The following is a 14,223-nucleotide window of genomic DNA, read 5'->3' as shown; positions in this document are numbered from 1 at the left end:
GGGAAAGGGTCCGGCACGCACCGGAGATGTTCACGGTAACACGATGTTGACGTCAACGCGACGGGTATCCGCAGGGGATTTCCGCGCCTCGGATCGGCCGCGCCGAGACGTCGAGAACGGTCGCCCCGAGAGTTCCGAGGCGACCGTTCGTGACGGATCGAGTGGCGCTGCGCCCGGACGTCAGGTCCGGTTGCGGGCCATCACCGCGCGCTGCAGGAGCACGAAGACGAGGAGGATGCCGCCGGTGATGATGGTGGTCGCCTCGGGCGGGATGCCGCCGTCGCGGGTGATCAGGACGTTCATCAGGCCGAGGACCAGGGCGCCGATCACGGAGCCGAGGACGAAGCCGACGCCGCCGGTGAGCAGCGTGCCGCCGATGACGGTCGCCGCGATGGCGTCGAGCTCCCAGCCGGTGCCGGTGATGTTCTGCGCGCTGCCGAGGCGGGCGGTGTAGACCACGCCGGCGAGGCCCGCGAGGGTGCCGCTGATCACGTAGATGAGCAGCTTGGTCCGGACGACGGGCAGGCCCATCAGCGCGGCCGACGGCTCCGAGCCGCCCATCGCGTAGACCGTCCGGCCGAGGCGGGTGCGGTGCAGCACGAAGAACGCGGCGGCGACGACGAGCACGGCGATGATAACGCCGGGGCTGATCACGAAGTCGTTGACCTTCGGTCCGTCGATCAGCTTCATCGGCGTCGCGAGCGACAGCACGGCCGAGTCCTCGGGGAGGCGCTCCGGGACCGTGCTCAGCATCGAGGCGAGACCGCGGGCCAGGAACATCATCGCGAGGGTCGCGATGAACGGCTGGACGTTGAAGTACTGGATCAGCACGCCCGAGATCAGGCCGAACGCGGAGCCGATCAGCACCATCAGCAGCATCACGAGCCAGGGGTTCCAGCCGCTGTTGATCAGCAGCACGCCGCTCACGCTGCTGAAGGCGATCACCGCGCCGACCGAGAGGTCGATGCCGCCGGTGAGGATCACGAAGGTGAGGCCCACGGCGAGGATGATCAGGTGCGCGTTGTTGATCAGCAGGTTCGAGATCGTGCTCGCCTGCAGGATGCGCCCGTAGGCGACCTCGCCGTAGATGATCATGCCCAGGAAGATGACCAGGGCGGCGAGGGTCGGCAGCTTGTCGAGGTGCTGGCTCAGCCACGAGGTGGCGGAGGAGCGGTTCGACTTCGCCGGCGGGGCGGGTCGGGTCAGCACGGCGCTCATGCGGGGATCGCCTCTTTCTGCGGGACGCTGCGGCGCGCCTCGCGACGGTTCTTGAAGGCGGAGCGGACCCGCTCCGACTGCAGCAGGCACAGGGCGACGATGACGATCGCCTTGAAGGCGGGCGTCGCCGAGGACGAGACGCCGAGGAAGACGACCGTCTTGTCGAGGGTGGCGATCAGGATCGCTCCGACGGCCGCTCCGGTGATGTTGAACTTGCCGCCCGCGAGGGAGGTGCCGCCGACCACGACCGCGAGGATCGCGTCGAGCTCGAGCTGGTAGCCGGTGCGCGAGACGTCGACCGTCATCACGCTCGCGGTGGCGAAGACGCCCGCGACGCCGGCGAGGACGCCGGAGCCGATGTAGGCGGTCATCAGCAGGCCGCGGCGGTTGATGCCGGCGAGGCGGGCCGCCTTCGGGTCCATGCCGATGGCCTCGATCATCAGGCCGAGCGCGCTGCGGCGCACCAGGACCCCGACGACCACGACGATCGCGATGGCGAGCAGGAAGACGACGGGGAGTCCGAAGACGTAGCCGTTGGCGAGCCAGCGGAACGGCTCGTTCGTCGCGGCGGTGTTCTGGCCGCCCGTGATGACCTTCGCCAGGCCGCGGCCGGCGAGCATCACGACGAGCGTGCTGATGAAGGGCTGGAGCCCCACCACCGAGACCAGGATTCCGTTCACAGCGCCGAGCACTCCGGCGACCAGCAGCGCGAGCGCGAAGGCGGCCGCGGCGGCGCCGAGCGAGTCCGGCGCGCCCTGGGCGTTGAGGAACTCCATCGAGACGGCGCCGGCGACGACCATGATCGAGCCGACCGAGAGGTCGATGCCGCCGGTCGCGACCACCAGGCACATGCCGACCGCGATCATCAGGATCGGGGCGGCGGCGCGGGCGATGTCGATCACGTTGCCGACGAGGTAGCCCGTGGTCGGGCTGACGGTGACGCCGAGGTAGCTCGGGTCCTTGACGACGTTGACGAGCAGCAGCAGCACGATGGCCACCGCTCCCCAGAAGTACTGACGGCGGATCAGGCTCGCGAGGAGCGAGCCCCGGTCCGGTCGCGTGTCGCTGCTCATGATGCGGCCTCCTGCGTGGCGCCTTCGAGAACGACGACGTCCTCGTCGACGACTCCCTCTGCGGCGATGGTAGTGACGATCGACTCCGCAGTGACAGCGGGTCCGTTGAGGATCTCCGCGATCACGCGGTGGTCCTTGAGGACGATGATGCGGTCGCTGAGGCGGACGACCTCGTCGAGCTCGGACGAGATGAAGACCACGGCGACGCCCTCGCCGGCCAGGGCGACGACCTTCTCCTGGATCTCGGCCTTGGCTCCGACGTCGATGCCGCGGGTCGGCTCGTCGAGGATGAGGATCTCCGGGGCGGTGGCCAGCCAGCGCCCGAGGAGCACCTTCTGCTGGTTGCCGCCGGAGAGCTTGCTGATCGGGCGGTCCGGGTCGGCGGGGCGCACGTTGAGCTCGACGAGGTACTTCGCGACGATCTCGTCCTTCTCCTTCTTGGAGAGGGGGCGGGCCCAGCCGCGCTTCGCCTGGACGGCGAGGATGAGGTTCTCCCGGACCGAGAGGTCGCGGATGATGCCCTCGTCGCGGCGGTTCTCGCTCGAGAAGGCGATCTTGTGCGCGAGGCCGGCGGTCGGCGTCGGGACGTCGATCTTCTTGCCGTGCAGCGTGATCTCGCCGGTGTCGGGCTTGTCCACGCCGTAGATCAGGCGGGCGAGCTCGGTGCGGCCGGAGCCGAGGAGGCCGGCGAAGCCGACGACTTCGCCGCGGTGCAGCGTGAGGTCGGTGGACTCGATGGAGCCCTTCTTCGAGAGGCCCTTCGCGGTGTAGAGCGGGGCCTCGCGGTAGAGGTGGTCGCTGTCCGCGCGCTCGGAGTCGAGGGAGCGCAGGGCGGCGATGTCCTTGCCGATCATCTTGGAGATCAGCGAGGTGCGGTCCAGCTCGTGCGTGAGGTACTCGCCCACGTAGGTGCCGTTGCGCAGCACCGTCAGGCGGTCGCTGATCGCGTAGACCTGGTCGAGGAAGTGCGAGACGAAGAGGATCGCGACGCCCTCCGCGCGGAGGCGGCGGATGACGACGAAGAGGTTCTCGACCTCGTTCGCGTCCAGGCTCGAGGTCGGCTCGTCGAGGATGAGCACGCGCGAGTCGCTCACCGTGGAGCGGCTGATCGCGACCAGCTGCTGCATCGCGATGGAGAGCGAGGAGAGCGGGCGGCGGGGGTCGAGGTGGCCGAGGCCGAGGCGCTCGAGGGCGCGCTTCGCGGCCTCGTGGGTCGCCCGCCAGTTGATGCCGAAGGGACCGCGCACCTCGTAGCCCAGCATGACGTTCTCGCCGATGCTGAGGTTGGTGCAGAGGTTGACCTCCTGGTAGACGGTCGAGATGCCGGCCGCCTGCGCATCGGCGGTGCCGGCGAGGCGCCGGGGCGTCCCTCCGACGACGATCTCGCCGCTGTCGATCTTGTAGACGCCGGTCAGCGCCTTGATGAGGGTGGACTTGCCGGCGCCGTTCTCGCCCATGAGGGTGTGGACCTCGCCCGGGAACAGGCGGAAGTCGACACCGTCGAGGGCTTTGACGCCGGGGAAGCTGATCGAGATGTTCTTCATCTCGACGATCGGAGGCGAATCCGCCATGTCGCGTCGTTCCGTTCTCGAGTGGCGCTGCTCTGCGCCGGAGGTGGGAGCGACCGGGACCCGCGTGGGGCCCCGGTCGCTCCGGTGGGGGAGGGGTGCTGCCTAGAGGGGCTTTCTAGAACTTGCGGTCGGGCAGGGCGGTCGCCGCGGCCTCGGGCGAGTCGAAGGTCTCGCTCGGGACGACGATCGAGGACTCGACGGTCTCGCCGGCGAGGGTCTTCTCGACGGCGTCGAGGGCGGTCTCGCCGAAGAGCGGGTTGTACTCGGCGACGAAGCTGAGCTCACCGTCGGCGAGGGCCTGCAGGGCGTTCTTGGTGCCGTCGATCGTGGCGATCTTGACGTCGACGCCCGGGGTGAGGCCGGCCTCCTGAACGGCCTGGACCGCGCCGAGACCCATCTCGTCGTTCTGCGCGAAGACCATCTGGACGTCGTTGTTGTTCGACTTCAGGACGGTCTCGAAGACGCTCTTGGCCTCCTCGGTGGACCAGTTGGCGGTCTGCGCGCCGACCTTGGTGAAGGCGGAGTCGGCGCCGATGACCTCGTCCCAGCCCTCGTTGCGCTCGTTGACGACCGAGACGCCGGCGGGGCCCTCGAGGGTGAAGTACTTGGCGCCGTCGGGGAAGGCGGTCTTCGCCCAGTCGGCGACCGAGGTGCTGACCGCGATGTTGTCCGGCGCGATGCGGGTGACGTAGAGGTCGGTGTTGTCCGGCTCGATGCCGCGGTCGATCAGGATGACCGGGATCTCGGCCTCCTGAGCGCGCTCGAGCGAGTCCTCCCAGCCGGAGCCCTCCGTGGCCGACAGCAGGATGATGTCGACGCCCTCGTCCACGAAGGACGTGAAGGAGTCGATCTGCGACTTCTGGTCGCCGTTGGTGGCGGGGGCGTACTTGAGGTCGTAGCCCGCGTCGGCGGTGAACGTCTCCTCGATGTTGGTCTCGTTCGCCTGACGCCACGCGCCCTCGGGGCCGACGGCCACGAAGCCGATGGTGGTGACGTCGTCGCCACCGCCGCCTGCGGCGGTGTCCGAGCCGCCGGAGCAGCCGGCGAGGCCGAGCGCGAGTGCGCCGACTGCTGCGAATCCGAGGAACTGGCCGAAACGCCTCGTGTTGTACATGGATCTCCTCCTTGAGATCACGGACGCGCGGGAGCGTCCGTGGGTGCGGGCCCAGGGGCCCGGATGTGATGAGTGTGCAGTGCGGGCCTGGCGCCCGAGGTGCGGTGAGTGCAGGATGTGCGGTGGACGCCCGTCGTGCAGTGACACGTCCGGGTGCGTCCTGGGCAAAATGTTACCGTGAACATTTCTTGTGACGCAACAGCGTTCCGGCCTCTTCGGTAACGATCGTGCATTAACGCCGGAGACCCGCCGCCTCCCGGGGGAGGGGCGGGTCTCGATACGCCGCTGCGCGGCTACTCGACCAGCAAGGGCTCGCTACGCGCTGGGCGTCGCGCGACGGCGCAGCAGCAGCGCCCCGCCGCCGAGCAGGAGCGCGAGCGCGCCCAGCGGAAGCAGCGACAGGTCGGTGCCGGTGGCGGCGAGCTCGCCGTCGGGGCCGGCGACCGGCGCGGGCGCGTGCGGCGCGGGCTGGCCGGGCGCGGGCTCGTCCGGCGCCGGCACCACGGGCGGCGCGGTCTCGGTCGGCATCGGCACGGGCGTGCCGGTGGGCTGAGGTGTGGGCGTGGGCTCCGGCGTCGGCTGGGGCGCACCCTCCTGCGCGAGCACCGGCACCGTCGACCAGTCGATGTCGCTCGCCAGCCCGTACGAGGTGTACGACGGCTGGTTGTACGCGGTCTGCTGGCGCGCCACTTCGACCCGGTACTGCGGGTCGTGCATCAGCGTCGTCAGCTTGCGGTCGGTGACCTCGGTGCTCGAGTAGATCCGGATCGCGCTCGAGTCCGCGGTCGGCAGCAGGAGCTCCTCGCGCCAGTCGCCGAGCACGTCCGCCACCAGCGACGGGTTGCCCTTCGTGCCGTTGTTCGTCACGGTGCCGTCGGCCGAGAGCAGCACCGTGCCGTCGCCGGTGACGATCGTCGGAGTGACGGGCGTCGCGTCCTGCATCGTCGTGCTGGCCACGATCTGCGTGGTCATGTCCGCGGCCCAGCGGATGCTCTGGTTGGTGCCGGGCTGCTCGGCGGGATCCCCACCGTCGAGCGGCTCGCCGCTCGCCGAGAGCGTCCCGATCGCCCAGACCTCCTGGCCGGGGATCGCGGGATCGATGTCGCCGATCATCCCGCGGCCGGTGTCCTTGCCCGAGTAGGCGCCGAAGAGCACCTCGCCGGTCGCGGCGTCGCGCAGCGCGTAGCCGTAGGGCGCGCCGACTCCGCCCTCGTGCACGGAGAAGATCTCGAGCCCGGGGTTCGCCGGGTCGATGTCGGTCACGTGCATCGCGTCGCCGTGGCCGAGCTTGGCCTCGGTGCCCGGCGCGCTGCTGCCCTCGGGCAGGGTGTCGTAGGAGCTGTAGAGCAGGCTGCCGTCGTCGTCGAGGGTGGCGGAGCCGTAGACGATCTCCTGCCGGCCGTCGCCGTCGACGTCCGCGGCGCTCAGCGAGTGGAAGCCCTGGGTGGTGAGCGTCGCCCACTCCGGGCTGGTGCCCTCGCGGCCGTGCGGGGTGTCGTTGAAGGGGTTGGTCAGCGGGACGTGGCCGCTGTCGGCGACCCAGCGCTGCGAGAGCGAGGTGCCGTCCCAGTCGTAGGCGACGACGACCGCGCGGGTGTAGTAGCCGCGGGCGAAGACGGCGGACTGCGTCTCGCCGTCGAAGGAGGCGACGCCCGCGAGGAAGCGGTCGTTGCGGTTGCCCGGCTCGATCCGGGAGTAGGCGTAGTCGCCCCAGAGCAGGCCGTCGTCGCCGCGGGCCGGCTCGTAGGCGACGGTCTGCAGCTCCTCGCCGGACTCGCCGTCGAAGACGGTGAGGTACTCGGGGCCGCTCAGGATGAAGCCCTCGAAGGTGGTGAGGTCGTTGCGGTCGCTCCGGCTCGGCGCGTAGACGTCGATGAAGTAGTCGGCGAGCTCCGTCGCCCCGGCGCGGTCGAGGGGGTAGGCGTGCGTCGGCGCGATGCCGAACGCCTCCTCGAGCGTGGCGGGCCACTGACCGGAGGTGACCTCCTCGCGGGTGCCCCAGCCCTCGAAGACCTCGATGAGGTGCTCGCGGTAGCCGGCGGCGGAGAGGCGGTAGTCGTCCTGCGCGGTGACGCCCGCGGCGACGTCCTCGGGGAGGAGCGTGATCGACTCCGCGCGGGCGGCGTCGCCGCCGGGCAGGATCGTCGTGCCCGGGGCCGTCTTCGTCATGATCTCGGAGCGGCCGTCGCCGTCGAAGTCCGAGACGAGGAACTGCGTGTAGTGCGCGCCGGAGCGGATGTTCACGCCCAGGTCGATGCGGTGCAGCAGCGTGCCGTCGGCCTCGTAGGTGTCGAGGTAGGTGCTGCCGGTGTAGCCCTTCTGCGAGACGTCCTTCGCGTTCGAGGGGTACCACTTCACGACGTACTCGTAGTCGCCGTCGCCGTCCATGTCGCCGACGCTCATGTCGTTGGCGCTGTAGGTGTACGCCTCACCGGCCGGAGTGACGCCGTCGGCCGGCTTCTGCAGCGGCAGCGTCTCGAAGGCGTCCGCCGAGGCGACGGCCGGCGCGCTGGGCTCGCCGGGGGCGCCGTCGACGAGCGGGACCACGCGGTACTCGTCGCCGGGCGCGCCCGCCGGGTCGTGCAGGTTGGTGCTGTCGGTGACGACGCCGATCCGCTCCGCCCCGCGGTAGACGGCGAAGTCGGCGCCGACCATCCCGCTGTCGGAGGAGCTGGTCACCTCCGTCGCGAGCAGCCGCCAGCTGACGAAGACGCCGCCGTCGGGCGACGCGAGCGCGACGACCCCGCGGTCGAGGTCCTCCAGCTGCGCGGTGAGGACGGGGTTGGCGGGTGGTGCTGCGGTCACCGCGGACGCAGGCGCGGCCCCGGTCAGCGCGAGCCCCGCGGCGAGCGCGAGGCCGAGGCCGGAGCGGAGCGCCCCGGCGGCGGTGGTCGGACGGAACGGACGTGAATTCGGCATTGAATCCCTCGGCATCGATGGTCCGGGATGCAGGAATGCGCTTTCCCCGGTCCCGCGCCACCCTACGTGAGACGTTTCACAGGGGTCAACCGTGTTCACCGGCTTCCGTCATCGCGGGTGCGGATGCTTCAGACCGTCCTCCCATTCGGGATGGCCGGCGATGAAGTCGAAGAGCTTCGTGCTGAAACCGCTTCCTCCGCGGACGCCGTCGACGAGATCGGCGAGAACGACGAACCATCCCCAAGGGGTGCCGAGATAGATGCTCGGGTCGGCCTCCGTTCGCAGCCGGTTCAGAACGAAGGGCTTCACGGCGACGACTCTGTTCCAGATCCGACCGTGGTGCGCGCAGACGTTCCGCAGGACGCTGAGCGAATGGAGAGTGGAGTCCAGCCGCCGCGATTCGTTGAGACCGAATCCTTTCGCGATCGTCTCCCGGACGGGTTCATCGTCGAGAAGTCGGTACATCTTGGAGACGGTGCCGAACGAGAGGACCTCCATCGCGACCCAGACCGGCACGACGTCGCCGGTATCCCGATACTTCGCCACGCAGTGCTCCTTGGTGCGAGCGACCTCGGCGCCGATCGTTCTCAGGAGATCGACTCGCATTGCGGCGCCGTTGCGGGAGCGTGGGGTGGCATAGGTGTGCGGGCGGAGGTAGCGGCCCGCGCCGTCCTCGCCTTCGGACAGATGGTGACCCAAGCGCGCGCGGACAGCGATTTCCAGATCGGACAGGCCGTCCATGACGATGCTGCGGACGACGGCGTCGAAGCGATAGAGATCGCGGATCCTGTCGAGGGTGACACCGGGCTCGAAGCGATTGTCGCCGTCGTGAGGGGCGACCTGGAAGTAGCGCCAGTAGCCCGAAGCCCGATAGTACGAGTGGTCGTAAAGGAATCGAGCGAGGGTCGAGTCGGAGACTGCGCCGTCGAAGCCGCGCTCGCGGAGGAGCTCGATCTGTTGAGCGATGCTGAGTGACGGTTTTGACATCGTGCGGATGGCCCCGGGGAAAAGAAAAGGCCCCCCGGTATTGAGGATGCTCGCGCACTAGCCCTGGGGGGATCTGTTGCCCCGAGCGTAGCAGCGGACATTGTCCGCGCCTGCGGCTCGTGCCGGTCATGGCGCGGGATGCAGGTCACCAGGCGTCGTCGGTGGCGTCGTCGTCCGTGGTGTCGGCGGCGATCATCTCGACGATGGTGTCGACGGTGAGCCAGGGGCCGTTGCTGACCTCGCCGATCTTCTCGCGGTCCTTGAAGACGACGATGCGGTCGCTGAGGCGCACCACCTCCTCCAGCTCGGAGGAGATGTAGACGATGGAGACGCCCTCCTTGGCGAGCTGGGAGATGTGCGCCTGGATCTCGACCTTCGAGGCGACGTCGATGCCGCGGGCCGGCTCGTCGAGCACCAGCAGGCGCGGCCGGGTGGCGAGCCAGCGCGCCAGCACGACCTTCTGCTGGTTGCCGCCGGAGAGGTACTTCACCGGGATGTCCGGGTCGGCCGGCGTGATGTTCAGCGCCTCGACGTAGGTGGCGACGAGTGCATCGGTCTCGGCCGCCGACAGCGGGTGCGCCCAGCCGCGCAGGGCCTGCAGCCCGAGCACGAGGTTCTCGCGCAGCGACAGGTCGCCGATGATCCCGTCCTCGCGGCGGTTCTCACTGGAGTGCGCGATGCGGTTCCGCAGCCCCGACACCGGGTCGACGATGTCCGCGTGCTCGCCGTCGATCAGCACCTCGCCGCTGTCCGGCCGCTCCACGCCGCTGAGCAGCGACGCCAGCTCGGTGCGTCCGGAGCCGCGCAGGCCCGCGAAGCCGACGATCTCGCCGCGGTGCAGCTCGATGTCGGTGGGGGAGACGGCGCCCCGGCGGCCGATGCCGACCGCGCGGTAGATCGCGGGGCCGGTGGGCTGGCGGCGGTGCTCGCGGCGGTCGGAGCCGATCTGCCGGAGCGCGTCGATGTCCTTGCCGATCATCTTCGCGATCAGCTCGGCCCGGTCCATCCGCCCGGCCGGGTACTCGCCCTCGGTGCAGCCGTCGCGGAGCACGGTGATGCGGTCGCTGAGGGTGAGCACCTGCTCGAGGAAGTGCGAGACGAAGACGATCGCGACGCCCTGGCCGCGCAGCCGCCGCAGCACGGTGAAGAGCCGGGCGACGTCGCCGAGGTCCAGGCTCGAGGTCGGCTCGTCGAGGATCAGCACGCGCGGCCGGTCGACCATCGCGCGGCCGATCGCGACCAGCTGGCGGATCGCGGGCGAGAGCGAGCGCAGCGGAAGGCGGGGGTCGAGGTCCTCGAGCCCCAGCTCGGCCAGCATCTCGGCCGCCCGCGCATGGGTGCGCGACCAGGAGATCCCGAGGCGCCCGCGGATCTCGTGCCCGATCATCACGTTCTCGCCGATGCTGAGGTTGTCGGTCAGCCGCTCGTCCTGGAAGACCGCGGTGATGCCGGCGGCCTTCGCGTCGGCCGGTCCGCTGAAGCGCCGGGCGACGCCGTCGACGACGATCTCACCGGCGTCGGGCTGGTGGATCCCGGTGAGCGTCTTGATCAGCGTGGACTTGCCCGCGCCGTTCTCGCCCATCAGGCCGTGGATCTCGCCCGGGACGAGGCGCAGCCGCGCCCCGGCCAGTGCGGGCCCGGAGGCGAAGGAGACGTGGATCCCCGTCATCTCGACCACCGGGTCCGGGCGTGCGGGACCGGGGCGTGCGGGAGTCGTCATCGACTGAACTGACACGTGCCGTCCTCGGTTCGTGTGCGGGGCGGCGCCGGGGGAGCGTCGCGCCAGGGGTGCCGCCGATGATACGCGAGCGCCGGTCGCGAGCGTCAGCTGCGCGGCGGCGCCGTCGACTCGCGCACCACGAGCTCGGTGGGGATGCGGGTGCGCTGCGGGATCTCCTGGCCGCGGATCCGCGCGTGGATCACCTCGGCGACGGTGGTGCCGAGCTTGTCGAAGTCCTGCCGCACCGTGGTCAGCGGCGGCAGGAAGTGCCGGGCGGTCGGCAGATCGTCGAAGCCGACGATGCTGACGTCCTGCGGCACGCGGATGCCGCGCTCGACGAGACCGTGGATGACGCCGAGCGCCATCTCGTCGTTCGCGACGACCATCGCGGTGAACTCCGGGACCGACTGCAGGCTGCGGGCGAACTCGTAGCCGGAGTCGGGGGTCCAGTCGCCGATGACGATCGGGCGCTCGCGCATCCCCCAGGCCTTCGCGCGACTGTGGAAGGCGCGCTCGCGGGCGCGGGCGTCGAGCCAGTCGAGCGGGCCGGACATGTGCAGCACGTCGCGGTGGCCGAGCGAGGCGAGGTGGTCGACGGCCTGGCTCATCCCGGCCTGCTGGTCGACCGAGACGGTGAGGAAGCTCGGGTCCTTGTCGGACTTGACGACGAGGGTCGGCACGCCGATCTCGACGGTGCGCAGCGTCGCGACGGAGGAGGAACGCGGCGCGATCACGCAGAGCGCGTCGATCCCGAGACCGGAGAGGTGCCGGATCGCGTCGACGGGACTCATGTCCTGGTCGTCGCGCAGCGCGACGGAGGTGACGGAGTAGCCCTTCTCGCGCGCGGCCCGCTCGATGGCGCGGAGGGTGCTCGAGGGGCCGAACTCGGCGCCGCTCTCGATCATCACGCCGATGCGGTCGGTGCGCTGGGTGACGAGGGAGCGCGCCGCGATGTTGGGGCGGTAGTCGAGCTCGGAGACGGCCTCGAGGACCTTCTGCCGGGTCGACTCCTTGATGTTCGGGTGCCCGCTGAGCACGCGGGAGACCGTCATGTGCGAGACCCCGGCGACCGCGGCGACATGCCGCAGGTTGGGCCGTTCGGCCATGGCGCGGACCTCCTCCGCTCCCCTGGGGGGAGAGCCGGGCACCCTCGGTGCGGCGGGATGACGAGGGCTCGACATCGCGGGTCCGTTCAGCATAGTCAGCCGTCGCTGTGCGGCACGGCGCGCGGGAGGCGAATCGGCGGCGAACCCGCTCAGCAGGAGGGGTTTGACCTTGCGCAACTACCGCTGTTACCGTGAACAAATTCTCGCCCCGGCTCTCGGATCCGCTCTCCCGCGGCCCGACGGGGCGCCCGCATCATGATCGACGACGGAGTCATCCATGCACCTGACCGCGCCCGCACCGGGCCTGCGCCGCCGGCTGATCGCCGGTCTCCTGATCCTGCTGGCGGCGATCGTGGCGCTGCCGCTGGCCGCCGCGAGCCCCGCGGCCGCGATCGGCGAGTCGACCTTCACGAACCCGCTCGAGCCGGACACGGCCGACCCGACGATCGAGTTCCACGACGGGAACTACTACCTGGTCGCCACCACCTGGGACAACCGCGTCGTGATGCGCAAGGCGCCGACGCTCGCGGCGCTCGGGACCGCGACTCCGGTGACCGTCTACTCCGACACGAACCCGGGCCGGAACGCGAACATGTGGGCGCCCGAGCTGCAGCGGCTCGAGGGCCCGAACGGCTGGCGCTGGTACCTGATGTACACGATGGGCACCGCCGGGAACTTCGACGGCCAGCACCTCCAGGTGATCGAGAGCGCGGGCGACGACCCGATGGGCCCGTACAGCTACAAGGGCCGGCCGGTCCCGGTCGACTCCTGGAACATCGACGGCGCCTACCTGCAGCTGAACGGCGAGCTCTTCATGACCTGGTCGGCGTTCCAGCCGGGCAACGGGCTGCAGAGCAACTACATCGCCCGGATGTCGGACCCGTGGACCGCGGTCGGCCCGCTGAACGTGCTGTCCGAGCCGGTCGAGCCGTGGGAGACCATCGGCATGCCGGTCAACGAGGGCCCGGTGCCGCTGCAGAAGGACGGCCGCACCTGGATCGTCTACTCGGCGAGCTTCTGCGGCACCGAGGACTACCAGCTCGGCACCCTCGAGTACGACGGCACCGGCGACCCCGTGCTCGCCTCCTCCTGGACCAAGAGCGACGGACCGGTCTTCTCGAAGGCGAACGGCGAGTACGGCACCGGCCACAACGACTTCTTCGACTCGCCCGACGGCACCGAGACCTGGAACCTGTACCACGCGAACCCCGGCCCGAACGACGGCTGCAGCCGCCAGCGCTCGGCCCGCGCGCACATCGTCGACTGGACCGCCGAGGGCGAGCCCGACTTCGGCACGCCGCTCGGCACCGCCGCCCGGATCCCCGTGCCCAGCGGCGAGAACGCGCCGATCACGGCCCGTGTCGAGGGTGCGGCCTGGCAGCTCGTCAGCCGCAGCACCGGCCTCTGCGCCACCGTCTCCTCGGCCCAGAGCGGCGACGGCGCCGGCGTCGTGCAGGGCTCCTGCGCCACGCCCCGCGCGAGCTGGACGCTCGACAGCACCGGCGACGGGTTCCTCCGCGTCGTGAACGCGAGCAGCGGGAAGTCGCTCGGGCCGGTCGGCTGCTCGACCGCCTCGGGTGCGTCGCTGCAGCAGTCCGCGTGGCTGACCACCTCCTGCCAGCAGTGGACGGTGGCTCCGGGATCCGGCGGCTACTCGACGCTGACGAACCGCAGGAGCGGCAAGGTGCTCGACGCGGTCTCCGGAGCGATCCGCCAGTCGACGCCGAGTGCCGCCGCCTCGCAGGAGTGGGCGCTGCGCCCGGTCGGCGCGGTCGCCGTCACCTCGCTCGTCACCGGCAAGGCCTTCGACCTGCCGAACTGCTCCACCGCCGACGGCGCGGTGCTGCAGCAGCAGGAGTGGCTCGGCTCGCCGTGCCAGCGCGTCACCTTCACCGCCGCCGCGGACGGCGCCGTGGAGATGCACCCCGTCTCGGCCGCGGCCAAGTGCCTCGCGGTCACCGGCGGCTCCACCGCCGACGGCGCGACCGTCACGCAGGGCGCGTGCGGTGTGACCGGCAGCAGCTGGCGGCTCCGCCCGGGCAACGACGGGACCGTCGAGCTCCGCGCCGTGCACAGCGGCAAGGCGCTCGACCTGTCGAACTGCTCGGATCAGAACGGCACCCGGATCGGCCAGTGGAGCGTGCTGAACAACGACTGCCAGCGCTTCCGCATCTCGCTCGGTGCGCCGGCTGCGCCGGTCGCGCTGCAGCTCGCCGCCGCCTCGTCGGTGCGCTGCGTCGCGGGCAAGCCGGTGCTCACCACGACCGTGAAGAACACGGACGACCTGCCCGCCGACATCACCGTCACGACCGCCTCCGGCACCAAGACCTTCCCGGCCGTCGCCGGCGGGAAGAACGCCACGGCGAGCTTCACGGTGCGCCAACCGACGCTGGCCGCCGGCTCGGCCTCGGTGACCGGCGCCGGAGTCGACGACACGGGCCGCGCAGCCACGCAGTCGGCCGCCTACCCCGCGATCACCTGCTGACGCCGGGTCTCGACAAGCCACCCCCCGTGC

At 70.6% G+C, this 14,223-nt stretch carries 9 protein-coding genes; 1 reads left to right on the top strand and 8 read right to left on the bottom strand.

Annotated elements, in window-relative coordinates; translation table 11 throughout:
* Nucleotides 1–180 precede the first annotated feature (180 nt).
* The 8 genes from EDF22_RS15350 to EDF22_RS15315 all read right to left on the bottom strand — a co-directional run bounded on the left by EDF22_RS15350 (nt 181) and on the right by EDF22_RS15315 (nt 11,708).
* Nucleotides 181–1,218, bottom strand: coding sequence for an ABC transporter permease subunit (locus EDF22_RS15350; RefSeq protein ID WP_123705749.1), 1,038 nt, complete (start codon nt 1,216–1,218; stop codon nt 181–183).
* On the bottom strand, nt 1,215–2,291 hold the full coding sequence (locus EDF22_RS15345) for an ABC transporter permease (RefSeq protein WP_123705748.1): 1,077 nt from the start codon (nt 2,289–2,291) through the stop codon (nt 1,215–1,217). Before EDF22_RS15345 ends, EDF22_RS15350 begins: the two co-directional genes overlap by 4 nt.
* Nucleotides 2,288–3,862 (bottom strand): sugar ABC transporter ATP-binding protein, encoded by a 1,575-nt coding sequence (locus EDF22_RS15340; protein ID WP_123446516.1) that lies wholly within the window; start codon nt 3,860–3,862, stop codon nt 2,288–2,290. Before EDF22_RS15340 ends, EDF22_RS15345 begins: the two co-directional genes overlap by 4 nt.
* 115 nt (nt 3,863–3,977) lie before the next feature.
* The gene (locus EDF22_RS15335; protein WP_123705747.1) at nt 3,978–4,976 is read right to left on the bottom strand and encodes an ABC transporter substrate-binding protein; all 999 of its coding nucleotides are present in this window, start codon (nt 4,974–4,976) and stop codon (nt 3,978–3,980) included.
* A gap of 315 nt (nt 4,977–5,291) precedes the next feature.
* Entirely contained in the window at nt 5,292–7,895 is a 2,604-nt protein-coding gene (locus tag EDF22_RS15330) for a rhamnogalacturonan lyase (RefSeq protein ID WP_185038977.1), read from the bottom strand.
* A gap of 108 nt (nt 7,896–8,003) precedes the next feature.
* Entirely contained in the window at nt 8,004–8,882 is an 879-nt protein-coding gene (locus tag EDF22_RS15325; RefSeq protein ID WP_123705746.1) for an Abi family protein, read from the bottom strand.
* 145 nt (nt 8,883–9,027) lie between these two features.
* On the bottom strand, nt 9,028–10,602 hold the full coding sequence (locus tag EDF22_RS15320) for a sugar ABC transporter ATP-binding protein (protein WP_123705745.1): 1,575 nt from the start codon (nt 10,600–10,602) through the stop codon (nt 9,028–9,030).
* 104 nt (nt 10,603–10,706) lie between these two features.
* Nucleotides 10,707–11,708, bottom strand: coding sequence for a LacI family DNA-binding transcriptional regulator (locus EDF22_RS15315; RefSeq protein ID WP_166674005.1), 1,002 nt, complete (start codon nt 11,706–11,708; stop codon nt 10,707–10,709).
* Nucleotides 11,709–11,985: 277 nt separating this feature from the next.
* Between EDF22_RS15315 and EDF22_RS15310 the strand changes: the two genes are divergently transcribed.
* Nucleotides 11,986–14,193 carry an RICIN domain-containing protein gene (locus EDF22_RS15310; protein WP_185038975.1) on the top strand — a complete coding sequence of 736 codons (2,208 nt, stop codon included), beginning with the start codon at nt 11,986–11,988 and terminating at the stop codon, nt 14,191–14,193.
* Nucleotides 14,194–14,223: the final 30 nt, after the last annotated feature.

Origin of the sequence: Rathayibacter sp. PhB127, from assembly GCF_003751665.1 — a bacterium.
GTDB lineage: Bacteria > Actinomycetota > Actinomycetes > Actinomycetales > Microbacteriaceae > Rathayibacter > Rathayibacter festucae.
Note: the sequence above shows the minus strand (reverse complement) of the source record. Positions and strands in the feature narration are given on the sequence as shown.

What these genes read in the sequence shown, in the direction of transcription:
- EDF22_RS15350 (WP_123705749.1), bottom strand. Translation starts at nt 1,218, where the DNA reads ATGAGCGCCGTGCTGACCCGACCCGCCCCGCCGGCGAAGTCGAACCGC.
- EDF22_RS15345 (WP_123705748.1), bottom strand. Translation starts at nt 2,291, where the DNA reads ATGAGCAGCGACACGCGACCGGACCGGGGCTCGCTCCTCGCGAGCCTG.
- EDF22_RS15340 (WP_123446516.1), bottom strand. Translation starts at nt 3,862, where the DNA reads ATGGCGGATTCGCCTCCGATCGTCGAGATGAAGAACATCTCGATCAGC.
- EDF22_RS15335 (WP_123705747.1), bottom strand. Translation starts at nt 4,976, where the DNA reads ATGTACAACACGAGGCGTTTCGGCCAGTTCCTCGGATTCGCAGCAGTC.
- EDF22_RS15330 (WP_185038977.1), bottom strand. Translation starts at nt 7,895, where the DNA reads ATGCCGAATTCACGTCCGTTCCGTCCGACCACCGCCGCCGGGGCGCTC.
- EDF22_RS15325 (WP_123705746.1), bottom strand. Translation starts at nt 8,882, where the DNA reads ATGTCAAAACCGTCACTCAGCATCGCTCAACAGATCGAGCTCCTCCGC.
- EDF22_RS15320 (WP_123705745.1), bottom strand. Translation starts at nt 10,602, where the DNA reads ATGACGACTCCCGCACGCCCCGGTCCCGCACGCCCGGACCCGGTGGTC.
- EDF22_RS15315 (WP_166674005.1), bottom strand. Translation starts at nt 11,708, where the DNA reads ATGGCCGAACGGCCCAACCTGCGGCATGTCGCCGCGGTCGCCGGGGTC.
- EDF22_RS15310 (WP_185038975.1), top strand. Translation starts at nt 11,986, where the DNA reads ATGCACCTGACCGCGCCCGCACCGGGCCTGCGCCGCCGGCTGATCGCC.